Annotated in this window: 15 protein-coding genes; 7 read left to right on the plus strand and 8 right to left on the minus strand. The window is 68.4% G+C overall.

The features are described 5' to 3' along the window. Nucleotides 1-2: 2 nt before the first annotated feature. Complete coding sequence (locus tag ACHBTE_RS21340; RefSeq protein ID WP_394725593.1) at nucleotides 3-824, minus strand: hypothetical protein; 822 nt, start codon at nucleotides 822-824, stop codon at nucleotides 3-5. A gap of 31 nt (nucleotides 825-855) precedes the next feature. Continuing rightward, nucleotides 856-1,146 (minus strand): hypothetical protein, encoded by a 291-nt coding sequence (locus tag ACHBTE_RS21345; protein ID WP_394725594.1) that lies wholly within the window; start codon nucleotides 1,144-1,146, stop codon nucleotides 856-858. A gap of 354 nt (nucleotides 1,147-1,500) precedes the next feature. Between ACHBTE_RS21345 and ACHBTE_RS21350 the strand changes: the two genes are divergently transcribed. The 7 genes from ACHBTE_RS21350 (at nucleotide 1,501) to ACHBTE_RS21380 (ending at nucleotide 12,721) form a co-directional block, all read left to right on the plus strand. Continuing rightward, nucleotides 1,501-3,819: an ABC transporter family substrate-binding protein gene (locus tag ACHBTE_RS21350; RefSeq protein WP_394725595.1), complete on the plus strand. Its 2,319-nt coding sequence runs from the start codon at nucleotides 1,501-1,503 to the stop codon at nucleotides 3,817-3,819. Nucleotides 3,820-4,105: 286 nt separating this feature from the next. Then, on the plus strand, nucleotides 4,106-6,013 hold the full coding sequence (gene typA, locus ACHBTE_RS21355; protein WP_394725673.1) for a translational GTPase TypA: 1,908 nt from the start codon (nucleotides 4,106-4,108) through the stop codon (nucleotides 6,011-6,013). A 439-nt stretch (nucleotides 6,014-6,452) separates the two neighbouring features. Beyond that, nucleotides 6,453-7,487, plus strand: a complete 1,035-nt coding sequence (locus ACHBTE_RS21360) for an ABC transporter permease (RefSeq protein WP_394725596.1) — start codon at nucleotides 6,453-6,455, stop codon at nucleotides 7,485-7,487. 84 nt (nucleotides 7,488-7,571) lie between these two features. Then, nucleotides 7,572-9,380 (plus strand): ABC transporter substrate-binding protein, encoded by a 1,809-nt coding sequence (locus ACHBTE_RS21365; RefSeq protein ID WP_394725597.1) that lies wholly within the window; start codon nucleotides 7,572-7,574, stop codon nucleotides 9,378-9,380. Nucleotides 9,381-9,474: 94 nt separating this feature from the next. Next, the gene (locus tag ACHBTE_RS21370) at nucleotides 9,475-10,455 is read left to right on the plus strand and encodes an ABC transporter permease (protein WP_394725598.1); all 981 of its coding nucleotides are present in this window, start codon (nucleotides 9,475-9,477) and stop codon (nucleotides 10,453-10,455) included. Nucleotides 10,456-10,503: 48 nt separating this feature from the next. Beyond that, on the plus strand, nucleotides 10,504-11,565 hold the full coding sequence (locus ACHBTE_RS21375) for an ABC transporter ATP-binding protein (protein WP_394725599.1): 1,062 nt from the start codon (nucleotides 10,504-10,506) through the stop codon (nucleotides 11,563-11,565). 13 nt (nucleotides 11,566-11,578) lie between these two features. Then, complete coding sequence (locus tag ACHBTE_RS21380; protein ID WP_394725600.1) at nucleotides 11,579-12,721, plus strand: ABC transporter ATP-binding protein; 1,143 nt, start codon at nucleotides 11,579-11,581, stop codon at nucleotides 12,719-12,721. 81 nt (nucleotides 12,722-12,802) lie between these two features. Here the strand turns inward: ACHBTE_RS21380 and ACHBTE_RS21385 are convergent, their stop codons facing one another. From ACHBTE_RS21385 to ACHBTE_RS21410, 6 genes are all read right to left on the minus strand, one after another. Beyond that, complete coding sequence (locus tag ACHBTE_RS21385; protein ID WP_394725601.1) at nucleotides 12,803-13,486, minus strand: DUF5701 family protein; 684 nt, start codon at nucleotides 13,484-13,486, stop codon at nucleotides 12,803-12,805. A gap of 626 nt (nucleotides 13,487-14,112) precedes the next feature. Then, on the minus strand, nucleotides 14,113-15,153 hold the full coding sequence (locus tag ACHBTE_RS21390) for an amidohydrolase family protein (RefSeq protein WP_394725602.1): 1,041 nt from the start codon (nucleotides 15,151-15,153) through the stop codon (nucleotides 14,113-14,115). Nucleotides 15,154-15,585: 432 nt separating this feature from the next. Next, nucleotides 15,586-16,629 carry an ABC transporter ATP-binding protein gene (locus ACHBTE_RS21395; RefSeq protein ID WP_394725603.1) on the minus strand — a complete coding sequence of 348 codons (1,044 nt, stop codon included), beginning with the start codon at nucleotides 16,627-16,629 and terminating at the stop codon, nucleotides 15,586-15,588. Between the two features lie 29 nt (nucleotides 16,630-16,658). Then, nucleotides 16,659-17,693, minus strand: coding sequence for an ABC transporter ATP-binding protein (locus ACHBTE_RS21400; RefSeq protein ID WP_394725604.1), 1,035 nt, complete (start codon nucleotides 17,691-17,693; stop codon nucleotides 16,659-16,661). Between the two features lie 69 nt (nucleotides 17,694-17,762). Further along, nucleotides 17,763-18,743 (minus strand): ABC transporter permease, encoded by a 981-nt coding sequence (locus tag ACHBTE_RS21405; protein ID WP_394725605.1) that lies wholly within the window; start codon nucleotides 18,741-18,743, stop codon nucleotides 17,763-17,765. Nucleotides 18,744-18,848: 105 nt separating this feature from the next. Then, nucleotides 18,849-20,606: an ABC transporter substrate-binding protein gene (locus ACHBTE_RS21410; protein WP_394725606.1), complete on the minus strand. Its 1,758-nt coding sequence runs from the start codon at nucleotides 20,604-20,606 to the stop codon at nucleotides 18,849-18,851. Between the last annotated feature and the right edge of the window lie 70 nt (nucleotides 20,607-20,676).

Here is a 20,676-nt window from a genome sequence, read left to right on the forward strand (position 1 = left end):
ATCTAGAAGAAGCGCGGATCGTCGAAGACCCCGGACGCGACGAGATAGACGTAGAAGTCGGCGAGCGCCACGCTCACCAGCGACGCCCAGGCGAGCAGCATGTGGCGGGCGTTCAGCTTCCCGATCCACCGCCACATGCGGTAGCGCACGGGGTGCTTGGAGAAGTGCTTGAGCTTGCCGCCGACGATGTGCCGACAGGAGTGGCAGGACAGCGTGTACGCCCAGATCAGCACGATGTTGACGAGGAAGACGAGGGTGCCGAGGCCCATGTGGCCCCACTCGTAGTTCTCGTCGCGGAAGGCGAGCACCGTGTCGTACGTCAGGATCCCGGCGACCAGGAGCGCGGCGTAGAAGAAGTACCGGTGGATGTTCTGCAGGATCAGCGGGAAGCGGGTCTCGCCGGAGTACTTCTTGTGCGGTTCGGCCACCGCGCAGGCCGGGGGCGACATCCAGAAGCCGCGGTAGTAGGCCTTGCGGTAGTAGTAGCAGGTCAGGCGGAAGCCGAGCGGGAAGATCAGGATGATGATCGCGGGGGAGATGCCCCACCAGCTCCCGAACAGGTCCCAGTTCGGCCCGGCGCGCATGGGCTCGCAGTTCTCCGCCAGACAGGGCGAGTAGAACGGGGAGACGTACGGCGCCGCGTAATAGTCCGCGTTGGCGAAGGCCCGCCAGGTGGAGTACACGATGAACGCCAGCAGACCGGCCGCGGTGGCGGCCGGGGCCAGCCACCAGCGGTCGGTCCGCAGGTGCGGGGCGGAGATCGCGGCGCGCGTACCGTTTCGTACGCCGCCGCTGTTCAGATGGGGTTCCGTACCAGTGGCCAATGCATGACTCCGGTCGGGTCAGGGGGTGGGATCAGGGGGCGCGGCGGTCCCGGGCGCCTAGACCCTCGTCGTCCGTGTCGATCCACAGAGAGTCGTCGTACGGCGTGTCGGGGATGGTGACGAGCTCCGGTTTGCGCTGCGAAGCGGTGCCCTGCGCCGCGTCCCGCAGCAGCGCGATGCTCTCGCGCAGATGGTTGGCGTCGGTACGGACGCGCCGCATCTCCAGCCCGGCGGTGCCGAGCTGTTTCTCCAGCCGGCCCACGGACCGGTACAGGTCGTCGAGGCAACGCTGGGCAGCTGTCAGGTCGTCTTGTACGGACATGACGTGACCTCACTTCCGTGGGCCGTTCGGCCCTGGGTGGCAACGTTCATGCGCCTGCGAGTGTTGCGCGTCACACCAGTCGCTGTGAAGGCATGTGCAGCGATTGGCGGATTGCACGCCTGTGACGCACGCCCGCACGCGCTCTGTGTACGCCGGGGGAGCCGAAGGAGGCGCGGGGGTGTGTTGCTCCACACGGGTGGCCTTCCATGCCCCGCCGCCGTGTCGTCTCCGCCTGACGAACCCTTTCCTCTTCAGTGGGGTGCCGTAGATCTGATCAGCACCAAAATACCGCCAAAAGTGATCAGAACGCACATATTGTCACCGGCGGGAGCCACTCCCCGGAGGTACGCAGAGATGTCCCACGACGGCGTCGGAACCAGGCCCTCTCGCGCGGTGATGCGCTCGGTCGCCTTCCTCACCGCTGGTGGGCTCGCGGTGACCATGCTCGCCGGGTGCAGTGACCCCGATCCGGCCGGCAAGCCGCTGGCCGGGCAGGACATCGCACCGGCCGCCCGGTCCGAGATCGCCGACGGCGGCACCCTGCGCTGGGCCGTCGACGCCGTACCGGAGACGCTCAACACCTTCCAGTCGGACGCCGACGCCACCACCACCCGGATCGCGCAGGCCACCCTGCCCTCGATGTTCCGGCTCGACTCCCACGGCCGCGCCCAGCGCAATCCGGACTACCTGGAGTCCGCCAAGATCGTCGAGACCGAGCCCAAGCAGGTCGTTCTCTACAAGCTCAACCAGCAGGCCGTCTGGAGCGACGGCCGGGAGATCGGCGCCGCCGACTTCTCCGCCCAGTGGCGGGCCCTGTCCGGCAAGGACAGCGCCTACTGGACCGCCCGCAACGCCGGGTACGACCGGATCGAGCAGATCGAGCGCGGCAAGGGCGACCTGGAGGTCCGGGTCACCTTCGCGCGGCCGTACGCCGACTGGCGCTCCCTGTTCTCGCCGCTGTACCCGAAGGAGGTCATGGGCACGCCGGACTCCTTCAACGACGGGGCGCGCAAGAAGCTGAAGGTCAGCGCCGGGCCGTTCACCCTGGAGAAGATCGACCGCAAGGCCGACGAGGTCCGGCTCACCCGCAACCCCCGGTGGTGGGGGCAGCGCGCCAAACTGAACGAGATCGTCCTGCGGGCGGTACCGCGCGTCGAGCGCGCCGCCGAGCTGGCCGCCGGTCGGCTGGACCTGGCCGAGATCGACCCCGCCGCGGCGCGGCGCATCGCCCTGGCCGCGCCGCCCCGGCCCGCGACGAGCGGCGCCAGTGCGAGCGCCGGCTCCTCCGCCTCCCCGCTGATGGGCCCGGACCGGCGCCGTAAGACCCCCGCACAGCGGCGGGACGAGGTGGCGTTCCGGAGCTTCGAGGTCCGCAAGTCGCTGGAGCCGGCGTACACACAGCTCGCCCTCAACGGCTCCGACGGGCCGCTCGCCGACGAGCGGGTCCGCCGGGCCGTCGCCCGCGCCCTGGACCGCGAGGAGCTGGCCAAGCTCGTCCTGGCCCCGCTCGGCCTGCCCACCGAGCCGGTCGGCAGCCACCTCGCCCTGTCCGGCCAGGCCGCGTACGCCGACAACAGCGGCGCGATCGGCGGCCAGGACACGGACGAGGCCCAGGCGCTCCTCACCGACGCGGGCTGGGTGCCGGGCGGGCCGGTCAAGGAGCCGAAGAAGGGGGAGAAGGCGGCCGGACCGGAGGGGAAGAAGGCCGGCAAGGACGAGGACGGCGAGAAGCCCGGCAGGAACGAGAACGCCGAGAAGGCCGAGAAGGCCGAGAAGGCCGAGAAGGCCGAGAAGGCCGAGAAGGCCGAGAAGGCGGACAAGGCCGAGAAGTCCGGCAGGGACAAGGACAACAAAGACAAGGACAACAAGGACAAGGGCAAGGACAGGGCCTCGGCGTCGGCCTCGGACTCCGACTCGGCCGGCGGGGACGACGGGACGTACATCGTCGGGCAGGACGGCAAGGCGGGCGACAGCGGCGGCCGGAGCGGGGAGCACCTCGCCCAGGACGGCAAGCAGTACGGCAACAAGCAGCTCCAGCAGGGCGGGGCGCCCGGCGCCTACGCCCCGCAGGGCACCGCCGCTCCGGCCGGTGCGGCGGCCCGGCCGCTGGCGAAGGACGGCAAGGCGCTCGTGCTGCGGTTCGTGGTGCCGTCGGGTGAGGGGTCACGGACGCTGCGGACCGTGGCGGACCGGATCGGCGTCATGCTGGAACGGATCGGCATCCGTACCGAGGTCACCAAGGTCTCCGACGAGAGCTACTTCAAGGACCACATCGCGTCCGGCCAGTACGACCTCGCCCTGTACTCCTGGCCCACCACCGCCTTCCCCGCCACCGACGCCCGGCCCATCTACGCCAAGCCGGTCCCGGCCGCCGACGGCTCCCTCAACGTCGAGCAGAACTACACCCGCGTCGGCACCGACCAGGTCGACCAGCTCTTCGACCAGGCGATCTCCACGCTCGACGAGTCCGAGTCCCGCTCCCTGATCCGCAAGGCCGACTCCCGCATCTGGGCCGCGGCCGGCTCGATCCCGCTCTACCAGCGCCCCCAGCTGACCGCGGCGAAGAGAAGCGTCGCCAACGCGGGCGCCTTCGGCTTCGAGACGCCGGTGTACGAGGACATGGGCTTCCTGAAGAAGGGCGCGAAGCCGGCAGCGGGGCCCTCGGCCTCGTAGCGGATGCCTCGTAGAGGATGACTCGTAGCGGGCGCCCCGTAAGTAGCGGGCGGGCCCCTTCGGGCCCGATGGGCAGGGCTGGGGGTCACAGGCCCCCAGAACGGCACCCGAAGAGCGCCCGTACCTGGGCTGACCTGCACAGAAGTATCCCGCCAAGCCCCACCGGCAGCGGCCCCGTACCATAGGGTGAGGCCGTGGCATGTTCCGCCCGGCAGGGCCCGCGTAACACAGACGTACGCAGCAGGGCCGTCCTCACACTCCGGGAGTACGCCGCAATATGACTGCGTTGTCTACGCGTCACGACATCCGCAACGTCGCCATCGTCGCCCACGTCGACCACGGCAAGACCACCATCGTCGACGGCATGCTGAAGCAGGCCGGCGCCTTCGCCGCGCACCAGCTCGACTCCGTCGACGACCGCATGATGGACTCGAACGACCTGGAGCGTGAGAAGGGCATCACGATCCTCGCCAAGAACACGGCGGTGAAGTATCACCCCAAGGACGGCGGGGACCCGATCACGATCAACATCATCGACACCCCCGGCCACGCCGACTTCGGCGGTGAGGTCGAGCGCGGTCTGTCGATGGTCGACGGTGTCGTGCTGCTCGTCGACGCCTCCGAGGGCCCGCTGCCGCAGACCCGCTTCGTGCTGCGCAAGGCCCTCCAGGCCCGGCTGCCGATCATCCTGTGCATCAACAAGACGGACCGCCCGGACGCCCGGATCGACGAGGTCGTCAACGAGACCTACGACCTCTTCCTGGACCTCGACGCCGACGAGGAGCAGATCGAGTTCCCGATCGTCTACGCCTGCGGCCGTGACGGCATCGCCTCGCTCACCAAGCCCGAGGACGGCACCGTCCCCGCCGACTCCACCAGCCTGGAGCCGTTCTTCTCCACCATCCTGGAGCACATCCCGGCTCCGACGTTCGACGGGGACGCCCCGCTCCAGGCCCATGTCACCAACCTCGACGCCGACAACTTCCTCGGCCGTATCGCGCTGCTGCGCGTGCACCAGGGCGAGCTGAAGAAGGGGCAGACGGTCGCGTGGATGAAGCGCGACGGGTCCGTCACCAATGTGCGCATCAGCGAGCTGATGATGACCGAGGCGCTGACCCGCAAGCCCGCGGAGGTGGCCGGCCCCGGTGACATCTGTGCCGTCGCCGGTATCCCGGACATCATGATCGGTGAGACCCTCGCGGACACCGAGAACCCCCTCCCGCTGCCCCTGATCACGGTCGACGAGCCCGCGATCTCCATGGTCATCGGCACCAACACCTCCCCGCTGGTCGGCCGCGGCGGCACCGGCAAGGGCGCCGACGCCAAGTCGGCCGTGAAGGACCGCAAGGTCACCGCCCGCCAGGTCAAGGACCGCCTCGACCGCGAGCTGATCGGTAACGTCAGCCTCCGTGTCATGGACACCGAGCGGCCGGACGCCTGGGAGGTGCAGGGCCGTGGTGAGCTGGCGCTGGCCATCCTGGTCGAGCAGATGCGCCGCGAGGGTTTCGAGCTGACCATCGGCAAGCCGCAGGTCGTGACGAAGGACGTGGACGGCAAGGTCTACGAGCCCGTCGAGCGCATGACCATCGACGTGCCCGAGGAGCACATGGGCGCGGTCACGCAGCTCATGGGTGTGCGCAAGGGCCGGATGGACAACATGTCCAACCACGGTTCCGGCTGGGTGCGCATGGAGTTCGTCGTTCCGTCCCGCGGTCTGATCGGTTTCCGGACCGAGTTCCTGACCCAGACCCGCGGCACGGGCATCGGGCACTCCATCCACGAGGGCCACGAGCCCTGGTTCGGTGCGCTGCAGACCCGTAACAACGGCTCCCTGGTCGCCGACCGCGCCGGTGCCGTCACCGCGTTCGCGATGACGAACCTCCAGGAGCGCGGTGTGCTGTTCGTCGAGCCCGGCACCGAGGTCTACGAGGGCATGATCGTCGGCGAGAACTCCCGTTCCGACGACATGGACGTCAACATCACCAAGGAGAAGAAGCTCACCAACATGCGGTCGTCCACGGCCGATGTGGCCGAGTCGATCGTCCCGCCGCGCAAGCTGTCGCTCGAGCAGTCCCTGGAGTTCTGCCGCGACGACGAGTGCGTCGAGGTGACCCCGGAGGCGGTGCGCATCCGCAAGGTGAACCTGGACGCCCGCGAGCGTGCCCGCGCCGCGAGCCGCGCCAAGCACGGCTGAGCATCACGCACTTGAGCCCGGGCTCCCCCGTTCATGGGGGAGCCCGGGCTTTTTGCAAGCCGTTTTCCTGTGGCCGAGACTCGCCCCCCTGTCCGAAATGCGGAGATCCTCGCACGATAGCCACGTAACAAGTCCGTTTCGCGCCCTTCTCCCCGCAAACACTTTGTCCGGACTTTGGAAGATCTTGCCAGCAGCTGTGACTGAATTGAGATTTAAAGACAGTGGTCGGTAGTTGGCACATGGCAGATAGTTAGCGGCAGCGCTCGGGTCAATGGGTCTCGCACTGTGGGGACAGTGTTCGACTCACGAGCAATTGGGGGCTGCCTGCTCCTCCGTCAGGGGTGTCGGAGGAAGAGGTGCACCACCTCCTACGCGCGTCCGGCTGCGGAATTCCGTACGCCTCGCTTTGGCATACTCATACCAGCGAAACGGGCGAAATGTGACAAGTCGTATCGGCATTGAGGGTGGCGGGACCTCGGTCATCACGGACGGCGAACCACCGCCGGCCGAGAAGACCGACGACGAGCAGCTCGTCGGGCGCTCTCCCGGCCAGTTGATGTGGATCCGCTTCAAGCGCGACCGCACCGGCGTGATCTCGGCCTATGTCGTCATCTTCTTCTTCCTCATCGGCCTGCTCGCACCGGTGATCTCCTGGCTGTACGGCAAGGACCCGTACACCGTGTACGCCGACGAGCGGCCCGAGCTGTTCGACAGCGCGGGCGTGCCGGTACAGCCCAACGGCGGGATCAGCGGCGAGTTCTGGTTCGGTCTCGAACCGGGCAACGGATACGACGTCTTCACCAAGTTGCTCTACGGCATCCGGACCTCGCTGGGGATCTCGGTCGCCGTCACCATCGCGACCGTGCTCACCGGCATCCTGCTCGGCGTCACCGCCGGCTATCTGGGCGGCAGGACGGACTACTGGATCAGCAGGGTCATCGACTTCCTGCTGGCCTTCCCCTCCCAGCTGTTCTTCATCGCCAGCATGCCGGTGGTGGTCTCACTCTTCGTCAGCCCGCGCGACGAGACCCCGGTCTACGTCCGGGTGGTCTCGCTCATCCTGGTGATGTGGTTCCTGGGCTGGATGAGCCTCGGGAGGATCCTCAGAGGCACCACACTCGCCCTGCGAGAACGGGAGTTCATCGAGGCGGCCAAGGTCAGCGGCGCCCCGCCGTGGCGGATCATCCGCAAGGAGATCCTGCCGAACGTGGTCACCCCGATCCTCGTGCAGGGCACCTACATGCTTCCCAACTTCGTCACCGCCGAGGCCGGTCTGTCCTTCCTCGGCGTGGGCATCGTCGAACCGACGCCGGACTGGGGGCAGATGTTCTCCAAGGCGTCGACCGAACTCGTGATGCAGAACGACATCACCTACATGTTCTTCCCGGGCATCTCGATGATCATCTTCATCGTCGCGTTCAACCTGCTCGGGGACTCCGTCAGGGACGCCTTCGATCCCAAGACGGCACGCTGACCCACCGATCGGCACTTCGTAGTTGGCACTTCGTAATGGCACTTCCTTGGCACTGGTGACACACAGATGGGTGGAAACTGAGTGATGAGTAGGGGCGGACGCCACGCATACGCGGCGATCTCGGTGCTCGCGGCCGGCGCACTGGTGCTGACCGGGTGCAGCGAGGGGGGCAGCAAGGGCGGTGGCGAGGACAAGAAACAGCAGGAGAACGCCGAACGGCAGCAGGCGTCCATCGAGTTCGGGGACGCCGCCGCCTCCAAGGGGCCCGCTGCCGAGGTCCCCGGCGCCAAGCCCGGCGGCACCATCTCGGTGCTGGCCCGGGACAGTTACGCCCACCTGGACCCGGCGCAGATCTACGTCCAGGACGAGATGGCGGTCTCCCAACTGCTGCACAGAGGTCTCACCGGATACAAGGCGACCAGCAACGACGGCGCCGAGCACGAGGTCGTCGGCGACCTCGCCACGGACTCCGGGACGACCACCGACGGAGGCAAGACCTGGAAGTACACGCTGAAGGACGGGATCAAGTTCGAGGACGGCTCCCCGATCACCTCGAAGGACGTCCGCCACACCTTCGAGCGGCAGTTCGCGTCCTTCATCAACCAGGGCCCGCCGTACATCCAGCAGTGGCTGGGCGACACACCGGGCACCGACTACCGCAAGCTGCTGCCGGACGGCCCGTTCAAGGGCAAGCACCTCCCGGACAGCATCCTGGAGACACCGGATGAGAAAACGGTCGTCTTCAAGTTCAAGACCCCGCACCCCGACCTGCCGTACGCCCTCGCCATGACGGGCTACGCCATCGTCTCCCAGAAGGGCGACACCAAGGAGAAGTACGACAAGGCCCCGGTGGTCACCGGCCCGTACAAGATCCAGGAGTTCAAGTCCGGCAAGTCGATGGTGCTCGTCAAGAACGAGAACTGGGACCCGGCCACGGACCCGCTGCGGCACCAGTACGCCGACCGGTTCAACATCACCTTCAACCAGCAGTACGAGGACTCCACCAAGGCGCTCCTCGCCGACAGCGGCACCGACCGGACCGGTGTCAGCTTCAGCAACCAGGTCGACGCGGGCAACCTGTCCAAGGTCCTGCGGGATCCGAAGCTGAAGTCCCGCACCGTCTCCGGCCACCAGCCCTACGTCGGCCAGATGAACATCAACATGAGCCACCCGGAGATGAAGGACCTCAAGGTCCGCCAGGCCATCGCCTACGCCCTCCCGATCACGCCGTTCGTGCGTGCCTACGGCGGCACCGACGCGATGGAGGTCGCGGGCGGCATCGTCGGCCCGACCGTCAGCGGCCACGACGCCTCCTTCGACCCGTTCGGCAAGAAGAAGAAGCCCGCGGGTGACCCGGCCAAGGCCAAGAAGCTGCTGGAAGAGGCCGGCAAGACCGGCATGAAGCTGACCTTCGGCTACATCAACACCCCGGAGGGCCAGCAGTACTCCACCGCCATGGCGGCGGGCCTGGAGAAGGCCGGCTTCGACGTGCAGCGCCAGGAGATCCCGGCCGAGACCTTCTACGACCAGGTCAGCAAGCTGGACAACAACTACGACATCTTCCACACCGCGTGGGGTGCCGACTGGCCGTCCGCCTCGACCGTGATCCCGCCGCTGTACGACGGACGCGCGATCGCCGAGGGCGCCCAGAACTACTCCCAGGTCAACGACTCCAAGGTCAACAGCGAGATCGACCGGATCAACAAGATCACCGACCCGGTCAAGGCCGCGGCCGAGTGGGAGAAGCTCGACAAGTACCTGCTCACCAAGGTGGTCAACGTCGTGCCGACCGCCTACTACAAGCAGACCCAGATCGCCGGATCCAAGATCGGCGGCCTCGTCTACGACGACATCATCGGCGGCGTCGACCCGCGCCGACTGTACGTCAAGTAACCCCGCCCGCCAGGCACCCGGTGCGCCCGCCCTCCCGTGAGGGCCGCGCACCGGGTGCCGCCCCGGCCCCGCCGACGTCTGAGAGCTGCCTGCCATGCTGCGCTTTTTGGTCCGCCGGTCCATCGGCGCCGTCGTCATCCTCTTCCTGCTGAGCATCGTCACGTTCCTGCTGTTCTTCGGAATGCCGCGTGACCCGGCGCTTCTGATGTGCGGCAAGACGTGCACCCCGGCCAACCTGGAGAACCTGCACCGGGTCCTCGGCCTCGACAAGCCCATCCCCGAGCAGTACTGGATCTTCCTGACCAACCTCGTCACGGGCAGCGACGACTTCGCCCAGGGACCCTGCCCCGCCCCCTGCTTCGGGTACTCGTACCACTCCAACGAGCAGGTCTGGGGCACCCTGATGGACCGCCTGCCCACCACCGTCTCGCTCACCCTCGGCGGGGCGGTCTGCTTCCTGGTCATCGGTCTGAGCACCGGCCTGATCGCCGCCTGGAAGCGCGGCACGCTCCTCGACAAGACCTTCACGGCCGGCGCCATGGTGATCAGCTCGATGCAGATCTACTTCCTCGGCCCGCTGGCCCTGGCGATCCTCGTCTACCAGACCCAGATCTTCGACAAGCCCGCCTACAACGAGTTCACCGAGAACCCGGCCGCCTGGTTCGGGGGACTGATCATCCCGTGGGTGGTGCTGTCCACGATCTTCGCCTCGCAGTACACCCGTATGTCGCGCTCCTCGATGATCGAGCAACTCCAGGAGGAACACGTCCGCACCGCCCGCGCCAAGGGCATGTCCCGGCGGTACGTCTTCCTCCGCTATGCCTGGCGGGGCTCACTGATCCCCATCGTCACCATCTTCGGCATCGACCTCGGCTCGCTGCTCGGCGGCGCCATCATCACCGAGTACACCTTCGGCCTGCCCGGCCTGGGGCGGCTGGCGGTGGAGTCGGTGTTCTTCAGCGATCTGCCGCTGCTGCTGGGCGTGATGCTCTTCTCCGCCACCATGATCCTGCTCTGCAACATTGTCGTCGACGCCGCGTACGCCTTCATCGACCCGCGGGTACGCCTGGCCTAGGGCGCGGCGGGGAACCCTTCCAGAGGACTGTTGATTGGGAGCACTGACGTGACCACTCTGACCAAGGAGGCCGGCGCCCCGGTCCCGGCCGACGCGGACGCGTTCCTCTCGGTGCGCGACCTGCACGTCAGCTTCAGGACCGAGGACGGCGTCGTCCGGGCCGTGGACGGGCTCTCCTTCGACCTGGAGCGCGGCAGGACCCTCGGCATCGTCGGCGAGTCCGGCTCGGGGAAGTCGGTGACCAACCTGACGATCCTCGGGCTGCACAACCCGATGTTCACCACCGTCGAGGGCGAGATCCTCCTGGAAGGGCGGGAGTTGACCACCGCCCGGGAGTCCGAGCTGGAGAAGCTGCGCGGCAACAAAGTCGCCATGATCTTCCAGGACCCGCTCACCGCGCTGTCGCCGTACTACACGGTGGGCCGGCAGATCGCCGAGCCGTACATGAAGCACATGCGCGCCTCCAAGAAGGCGGCGTGGGAGCGGGCCGTGGAGATGCTGGGCAAGGTCGGCATCCCGAACCCGAGGCAGCGGGCGAAGGACTATCCGCACCAGTTCTCCGGCGGTATGCGCCAGCGCGCGATGATCGCGATGTCCCTGGTCTGCGACCCCGACCTGCTGATCGCCGACGAGCCGACCACCGCCCTGGACGTCACCGTGCAGGCGCAGATCCTGGACCTGCTCAAGGACCTCCAGCAGGAGTTCGGCTCGGCGATCATCTTCATCACGCACGACCTCGGGGTCATCGCCGACATGGCCGACGACATCATGGTGATGTACGCGGGCGGCGCGGTGGAACGCGGCACGGTCGACGAGGTGCTGAGGGCGCCCCAACATCCTTACACCTGGGGCCTGTTGAACTCGATGCCCCGTCTCGACTCGGATCCGAACGCCCCGCTGGCGCCCATCCCGGGCACTCCGCCGTCCCTGCTCAGGCCGCCCTCCGGCTGCCGCTTCCATCCTCGCTGCACCTTCCAGGACCGCGTGGGCGGCAACCGCTGTGTCACCGAGATCCCGCTGCTCGGCCCGGACCGCTCCTCGGCCTGCCACCTCACGGCCGAGGAGAAACGGACCATCTTCATCGAAGAGATCAAGCCCCGACTGGGCTAGGAGGACTACGGACATGACAGAGGACCTCGTCCTCCCCGCTCCCCGCGAGGCCGCCCTCGAGGCTTCCGGCGAACCGCTCCTGGTCGTCGAGAACCTCGTCAAGCACTTCCCGGTCAAGGGCGGCTTCCCGATCCGCCGTACGGTCGGCCAGGTGCAGGCGGTGGACGGCATCGACCTGACCGTGCACGTCGGAGAGAGCTTCGGCCTGGTGGGGGAGTCGGGCTGCGGCAAGTCGACGACGGGCCGGCTGATCACCAAGCTGCTGGAACCGACCGGCGGCAGGATCGAGTACCGCGGCAAGGACATCACGCGTGCCTCGCGCAGGCAGCTGGCGCCGATCCGCTCCGAGATCCAGATGATCTTCCAGGACCCGTACTCGTCGCTGAACCCGCGGCAGACGGTCGGCAAGATCATCTCCGGCCCGATGGAGATCAACGGCATCAACCCGGCGGGCGGGCGCGAGAAGCGCGTCCGTGAGCTGCTGGAGATCGTGGGCCTGAACCCCGAGCACTACAACCGCTTCCCGCACGAGTTCTCCGGCGGCCAGCGCCAGCGCATCGGCGTGGCACGGGCCTTGGCCCTGGAGCCGAAGCTGATCGTCGCCGACGAGCCCGTCTCGGCCCTCGACGTCTCCATCCAGGCGCAGGTCGTGAACCTGCTCCAGAAGGTCCAGCAGGAACTGGGCATCGCGTTCCTGTTCATCGCCCACGACCTCGCTGTCGTACGGCACTTCTCGCAGCGCGTCGCGGTCATGTACCTCGGCAAGGTGATCGAGGTGGGCGACCGGGACTCCATCTACACCCGCCCCCGGCACCCCTACACCCACGCCCTGCTGTCCGCCGTGCCCGAGGTGCACGTGGCCGACGAGGACACGCCCCAGCGCGAGCGGATCCGCCTCGCCGGCGACGTGCCCTCGCCGATCTCCCCGCCCTCCGGCTGCCGCTTCCGTACGCGCTGCTGGAAGGCCCAGGACAGGTGCGCGGCCGAGGAGCCGCCGCTGATCCGGATCTCCGGGAACCACGCGGGCCACCTGACGGCCTGCCACTTCCCGGAGGAGCCGTCGACCGAGGCGCGGGACGAGGACATCGTGCTGGACCCGGCGCTGGCGGCGCTGGAGGACTCGGAGCAGGGGACGGCCAAGACCCGGGACGACTGACGACCGGCGGGGGCTTCAGCCGTGCGGTTCGGTCGCGTGCCCAGCCGACCGGACCGCACGGCTTTCACCCCCGCCACGCGATCACGTCCCCGCGACCTCCTGGACCTGGCCCCGGCGGCCCGTCGTGGAGGCGAACCCGAGCCAGGTGTGCCGGTTGTTCCACCAGCACCAGCCCACCTTGGGCGCGTTACGGCGCTCGCGGCCGTCCCGTCCGGTGCCGTTGCTGATCCAGATCGCCGGAGTACGGGCGTCCAGGGTGCCGTTGGCCTTGCGCAGCCGGGAGCCGATCGTCATGAAGCAGTGGTTGCGCTCGAGGGCCGCCGGCTGCTGGAGCACCCAGTGGATGCCTTCGGTGAGCAGCAGCGGGGTGCGGTCCTCCTTGGTGAGCGCGGGCAGCGTTTCGTCCGGGCTCCAGTTGGCCATGTGGTCGCCGCGGTCGAGGCCGGCGAGGAGATAGAGCGGCGCGTCGGGCAGCTCGATGCCGCTGGGGGCGAAGTCGTCGACATCGGGCATGTCCGTGACGACGAAGCCGGGTTTGTCCTCACGGCGGAGCAGCGGGGCGAGGGCGGAGGCTGGGACGCGGTCCGGGTGCACGGCGAGCAGAGTGCCCTCACTGTCGGCGGCGGCTTCAGCGAAGGCCCGCAACTCGGCGGCGGACAGCCCCGCCGACTCGTGCACCCCCAACTCGATCAGCCGCTCGGCCTGTGCGCCGAGGGGCGGGAGGTCGGTGAGGAAGTCGGAGGTGACGGGCGTGGTCTCGGGCACGTTGCTCCCAGGGACGTAAGTTCAGTGACCCAGGGCAAACGCCGAGAACCCAGCGGAACGTTCCCGTCCGCCTCCCCGAATCCGCCGTGCCACGACGATGACCGCGGGCACACCCGCCGCCGACGGCTCCGCCCCCGTACTGCTCCTCGACGCTGAGGGCGGCTTCCCGGGGGAAGGACGGTCAGGGCGTCGGCTCAGGCGACCGTCTCGGTGCAGCGCACCCGGCCTCCTCCGACCGGCCTCTCGTCCTCGGGCCATGCGACGGATTCGAGCTGAAGCTCGTACCACGGACCGCCCGCCCCCGCCCCCACCGCAGGGCCACAGCGCGCATCCCGGCACCCGCTGCCGGGTCTCAGGGCAGCACCCGCGTCCGTCGCCCGGTAGCAGCGCACCCCGCGCCCGCTGCCGGGCCTCAACGCATGCCCCCTGGCCCGTTGCCGGGCCTCAACGCATGCCCCCTGGCCCGTTGCCGGGCCGCAGCGCATCACCGCCCCCGGCCCGCCGCCGGGCCTCAGCACACACCCCCGCCCGGCCTCAGCGCCCCCGAACCTCTGCCGTAGCCCGCTGCCCGTACCAGTGCACCCCCGCGCACACCGCCCGGCCTCAGCACCCCCTACCCCCCGCCCTCAGCGCACCACCCGCCCCCGCAGCACGATCCGGCGTGGATGTCGCAGTACCCCCGGCTCACGTCGCGGGTCCGCGTCGTACACGGTGACGTCGGCGAGGCCGCCCTCCTCCAGGCCCGGCAGCCCCAGGAAGTCCCGGGCCGCCCAACTCGCCGCCCCCACCGCCACTTCGGCCGGCAGTCCGGCGGCGATCAGGTGCTCGACCTCGGTGGCGATGTTGCCGAAGGGCGCGGAGTCGGTACCGGCGAGGACGGTGACTCCGGCGTCATGGGCCTCACGGACCCGGCGGATCATGATGCGGTGACCCTCGTGCCAGAGCCGGCCGCGCGGGTTGTCGATGATCTGTGGTGCGCGGCGGGCGAAGGCGGTGAGCGTGGGGACGTAGGTGATCTTGTGTGCGGCCATCAGCTCGACGCACTCCTGCGGCATGGCCATCCCGTGCTCGACGGAGTCGACGCCGGCGCGGACGGCGTTCAGCACTCCCGAGGCGGACATGCAGTGCGCCGCGACCCGTCCCCCCGCCGCGTGCACCGCGTCGGTGACGGCGCGCAGCAGCTCGTACGGCACCGGGTCGGCCTCGAAGTCCCAGTCGCCCATCAGCTTGCACCAGCCGTCATGGGCCTTGGCCTCGGCGACGGCAGCGGCGACCAGGTCGTCGGTGACGGTGTGGAAGCCGGCGTTCTTCGACAGCCCCGCCCACGCCAGCCAGCGCCCGGCGGTGATCATGCGGGGTGCGTCGGGCGCCTCGCGCAGCCCGAGAGGTATCTCGCCGAGGAGCCCGGGGAACCGCAACGCCGCCGTCCCGGTGTCCCGATGCGCGGCGATCTGCTCGGCGAAGGCCTCCGGGTCCCAGCGCGCGTCCTCTTCCGAACGGGATCCCGGGTGCGTGTGCACGTCGACGAGTCCTGGGAGCAGGAAGCCGCCGTCGGCCACCGTCCGAGCCGGCGCCGTGGGGCGGTCGAAGGTGATGCGGTCGCCGAGGATCCAGAGGTCCCGGGGGGTGCCGTGGGGGAGGAGTGTGCCACGCAGGTGGAGGGCCATCCGCCCAACGTAGGGGAGCGGCCGGGGAGTCTGCCCGGGCGTTTCCGGCGGGGTCAGCCCTCGCGGCCGTCCCGTGGCGCGAATGCGGCGAAGGCGTCCGCCTCGGTGGCCCGGGCGTTCAGGAAGTACTCGGCCCACGCACCGGCCTCCCGGTACGCGGACTGCGCGGTGCCCCGGGCGATCGCCGACGGGACGTCCAGCAGTGTGCGCCGCGGCTGAACTCCCGGTCCGCGCAGCGGATGTCGGAGAGCACCGCGACTCGGTTCGCCATGGGCCCGGTATCGGCGGCCTCGCGCGGAAGAGACGAGGGCCCGAGCGCACCCGAAGGGGTGAGCACGGGCCCTCCTTCCCCTGGAACCGGACGTTCATGGGCTCGGGTCAATGGGCCGGTGAAGTCCGTTCCGTGAGCCGTGGCTGACGAAAAGGGGTGTGTCAGACCGCCGGCTGGGGGTCCTTGGAGAGACGGGGCGCGGGGACGGCTTCGTCCGTCTCCGGGTAGTGGCAGGCGGTGAGGTGGCCCGGCTTGTTGCCCTCGACCTGGACCAGCGGCGGCGCCTCGCTCGCGCACTTGTCCGTCGCCTTCCAGCAGCGGGTGCGGAAGCGGCAGCCGGAGGGCGGGTTGATGGGCGAGGGCACGTCGCCCTGGAGGCGGATGCGCTCGCGGGGAGTGTCGTCCACGGTCGCCTCGGGCACGGCGGACAGCAGCGCCCGGGTGTACGGGTGACGCGGGTTGCCGTACAGGTCGTCGCGGTCGGCGATCTCGACGATCTTGCCGAGGTACATGACCGCGACGCGCTGCGAGAAGTGCCGTACGACAGCGAGGTCGTGGGCGATGAAGACGAAGGCGATGCCCAGTTCCTGCTGGACCTTCTGGAGCAGGTTCACGACCTGCGCCTGGATGGAGACGTCGAGGGCCGAGACGGGCTCGTCGGCGACGATCAGCTTCGGCTCCAGGGCCAAGGCCCGTGCCACGCCGATGCGCTGGCGCTGGCCGCCGGAGAACTCGTGCGGGAAGCGGTTGTAGTGCTCGGGGTTCAGGCCGACGATCTCCAGCAGTTCGCGCACGCGCTTCTCGCGCCCGCCGGCCGGGTTGATGTCGTTGATCTCCATCGGGCCGGAGATGATCTTGCCGACCGTCTGCCGCGGGTTCAGTGAGGCGTACGGGTCCTGGAAGATCATCTGGATCTCGGAGCGGATCGGCGCCAGCTGCCTGCGGCCCGCGTGCGTGATGTCCTGTCCGCGGTAGGAGATCTTGCCGCCGGTCGGCTCCAGGAGCCGGGTGATCAGCCGGCCCGTCGTCGACTTGCCGCAGCCCGACTCGCCCACCAGACCGAGGGCCTCGCCCTCGGAGACCTGGAAGTCGAGCCCGTCGACGGCCTTGACGGCGCCGACGGTGCGTTTGATCGGGAAGCCGCCCTTGATGGGGAAGTGCTTGGTCAGACCGCTGACGTCCAGGAGCGGTTGCGCGTTGCTCATGATGGTGAATCCCGTCTCGTGTACGTCAGTCAGTGCCGTGCAGCGGTGAAGTCGGCGAAGAGGTCCTCGCGCTGCTCGGCGGGGAGGTGGCAGGCGGAGCCCCGGCCGTCCACCGTCTCCAGCAGCGGTCGCTCCGTGGAGCACAGTCCGCCCGCGACCTTGTCGGTGAAGGTGCACCGCGGGTGGAAGCGGCAGCCGGAGGGCGGGTTGAGCAGCGAGGGCGGCGAACCCGGGATCGGCGACAGCGGCACGTCGACCGGGCCGTCCAGGCTCGGCATGGAGCTGAGCAGGCCGAGGGTGTAGGGGTGCTGAGGGTCGCTCAGCACCTCCTTCTTGGTGCCGCGCTCCACGCACCGGCCGCCGTACATCACCAGCACGTCGTCCGCGATGTCGGCGATGACACCGAGGTCGTGCGTGATGAAGATGATGGCGGTGCCGAACTCCTGCTGGAGGTCCTTGAGCAGGTCCATGATCTGCGCCTGGACCGTCACGTCGAGGGCCGTGGTCGGCTCGTCGGCGATCAGCAGCTCGGGGTCGCAGACCAGCGCCATGGCGATCATCGCGCGCTGACGCATACCTCCGGAGAACTGGTGGGGGTAGTCGTCCACCCGCATGTCCGGCTGCGGGATGCCGACCCGGCGCAGCATCTCGATCGCCCGCGCCCGGGCCTCCTTCTTGGAGGCACCGGTGTGCTTGCGGTACGTCTCGGCGATCTGCGTGCCGACGGTGTGGTACGGCGACAGGGACGCCAGAGCGTCCTGGAAGATCATGGACATCTTGTTGCCGCGCAGCCGCTCCAGCTCCCGCTCGGAGGCGGTGAGCAGCTCCTTGCCGTCGAGCAGGATCTCACCGTCGATCGAGGTGCGGTGCCGGTCGTGCAGACCGAGGATCGTCAGGTTGGTGACCGACTTGCCGGAGCCCGACTCGCCCACGATGCCGAGCGTCTGGCCCTTGGCGAGGTCGAAGCTGAGCCCGTCGACGGCCTTGACGATGCCGTCCTCGGTGGAGAAGTGGACCTGTAGGTCCTTGACGGAGAGGAACGGCTGCTGATCGGTGCTCGTCACGGGGACGCTCCTGAGGGGTGATGCGGGAGTTCGCCGGGTGGGGCGGTGGGAGGAACAGGGGGGCGGAGGTCAGGCGAGCCGGATCCGCGGGTCGATGAGTGCGTAGACGGCGTCCACGATGATGTTGGCGAAGACGATCGCGCCGGCCGCCAGGAGGGTCACACCCAGCAGCATCGGCAGATCGCTCTGGTCCACCGACTTCACCGCGAGCCGCCCGATGCCCGGGAGGCTGAACGTCGACTCGGTGATGATGGCACCGCCGATCAGCGTGCCCAGGTCGATGCCGAACACCGTGACGATCGGGCCCATCGCGCCGCGCCAGGCGAACCGGAAGAAGACGTTCGACCGGGACAGACCCTTGGCCCGGGCCGTACGGACGTAGTCCTCGCTCAGTTGCTCCACCAGTTGGGAGCGGGTCATACGGGTGTAGTTGGCCGTGAAGATGATCGCGAGGACCAGCCAGGGCAACAGCAGCCCGGAGAACCAGGCACTCGGGTCGTCGGTCAGCGGGGTCCACTGCGGCTGGTCGAGCCATCCCAGCTGGGCGACGAAGAAGAACATCGCGATGTAGCCGACGAAGTAGATCTGGAGCGAGGAGCCGAGCAGCGAGGCCGAGCTGGCGAACTTGTCCAGGAACTTGCCCTGCTTGAGGGCCGCGAGCATGCCGGCGCCGATGCCGAGGATCAGGAAGACGACGGCCGCGCCGAAGGCGAGCGAGAGGGTCGTCGGCAGACGGTCCATGATCGTGCCGTAGACGGGCTCGTTGTTCGCGAAGGAGTATCCGAGGCACGGGGCCTCGCAGTAGCCCCAGGTGCTGTAGTCGCGTCCGACGAAGACGCCGACCAGCCACAGCCAGTACTGCACCGGGATCGGCTTGTCGATGCCCAGGTTCTGCCGGATCTGCGCGAGGTTCTCGGGCGTGCAGTTCTTGCCGCAGGACATCATCGCGGGGTCACGCGGCACGGCGTAGAAGAGCCAGAAGGTGATGGCGCTGATGATCAACAGAATGACCAGCGCGCCGGTGACTCGGCGGACAAGGAAGCGGAACATGAGGCGTGACTTTCCGGACGGGGCGCCGTCGCCGGGGTGAGGAGAGGGGGGTGGGCCGCAGGGGGCGGCCATGGGTGTTGGCCGCCCCCGAGGAGTCGTGCTCGCTTACTTCTTGGCGTAGAGCTTCGTGAGCGCGACGCAGGTGTTGCCGCCGTCCCAGACGACGTTGCCGACCTTGGAGCCGTACAGGTAGTTCCGGATCTTGTGGTAGTCCGGAACGACCGCCGCCAGCTCCATGATCATCTTGTCGACGTTGCCCCAGGCCTTGTTGGCCTCCTCCACGTCCGCGATCTTCGAGGCCGCGTCGATGGCCTTGTTGACGCCCGGGTCGTCCAGCTGGGCGTAGTTGCTGCGGCCGTCGCCGATGTTCTTGCCGCTCCAGCAGGGGTAGAACTGCGAGTAACCGCCCGGCCAGTCCGGGCTCCAGCCGGCGGCGAACAGGTCGAAGTCGTTGTCGATCTTGCCGATCTGGGTGTAGAAGGTCGACTTGTCGACCTGCTTGTTGACGACCTTGAAGCCGGCCGCCTCCAGCGCGTTCTTGATGGCGACGGCGGTCTTCACCGCGGTGTCCGACTGCTGGTAGGCGATGACCAGCTTGTAGCCGAGCTTGCCGGCCTCCTTCAGCAGGGCCTTGGCCTTCGCCGGGTCACCGCCCGGCTTCTTGTCGACGCCGTACAGGTCGAACTTGGTGTAGCCGGGCGTCACCGGGGCGAAGATCGTGGTGGCGATCTCCTGGGACGCGGCACCGCCGCCGATGGTCTGGAGCTGCTGGTGCGGCCAGGCGTGGTTGATGGCCTGACGGACCTTGAGGTCCTTGACCCGGGTCATGTTGATCGGCCAGTAGTAGGTGACCGTGTCGACCGCGGTGAGGACGCGCTTCTTCAGCTCGGGCTTGGTGAGGACCTGGGCGAGGCGCTCGGGGGCGACCTCGTTGAAGATCGGCACCGCGTACTGGTCGTTGCCCTGGTCCGCGATCCAGCGGTCGGTCGAGGCGACGAGCTCGTAGCCCATCTGGAAGATGAACTTGTCCGGGTAGGCGTTGCGGATCGGGTCCGTCTTCGGGTCCCAGTGCTCGTTGCGCACGTAGGTCATCGACTTGCCGATGCTACGGCTCTCGATCTTGTACGGGCCGCAGGAGACCGGCTTCTTGTCGTACTTCTCCTTGGTGTCGCCCTTCTTGGGCACCAGGGAGTAACCACGCATCGCGAGCGTGTAGTTGAAGTCGACGCGGGCTTCCTTGAGACGGAAGGTGATGGTTTTGCCGTCGATCTCGATGGAGTCGAGGTGCTTGCCCTCGTACGGGCCCTCGTACTTCTCGCCGCCCTCCAGGAACTCCTGGACGTAGATCGGGCCCTCGGTGATGAAGCTCGCGAAGAGGCGCTCGAAGGTGTGGCGGACGTCGTCCATGGAGAGGTCGGCGCCGTCCTCCCACTTGATGCCGTCCTTGATGGTGAAGGACCAGGTCTTGCCGCCGTCCTTCATCGTGCCGGCGTCGGTCGCGGCGTCGCCGACCAGGGTCGCCCCGCCCTTGTCGTCCAGCTTGTAGCCGGTCAGACCACGCATGATCGGGACGGTGATGGCGCCCTCGGTCGAGACGTAGATCTGGCCCGGGTCCATGTGGTCCATGTCGAACTGCTGGAGCGAGTAGATCGTCCCGCCCTTGACCGCGCCCTTGACCTCGGGAGCCGGACCGGTGGAGTCGGCCTTCGTGCCGACCGGGATCTCCGTGGTCTTGGAGCCGGTGACCTTGGGGGCCTTGTTCTGCGAACCGCCCTCGCTGCCGCTGCTGCACGCGCTCAGCACCGAGGTCGACGCCGCGGCGACACCGGTGGCGATGAGGAAGTTTCTACGCGAGAAGGACATGCTTCCTGCCTTGAAAGTGGGAGTGATGAGAGAGATCCGGCACCCCGGCGTCAGCCGTGGTCCTGAAGAG

This window comes from Streptomyces sp. M41 (assembly GCF_043673425.1).
Taxonomy (GTDB): Bacteria; Actinomycetota; Actinomycetes; order Streptomycetales; family Streptomycetaceae; genus Streptomyces.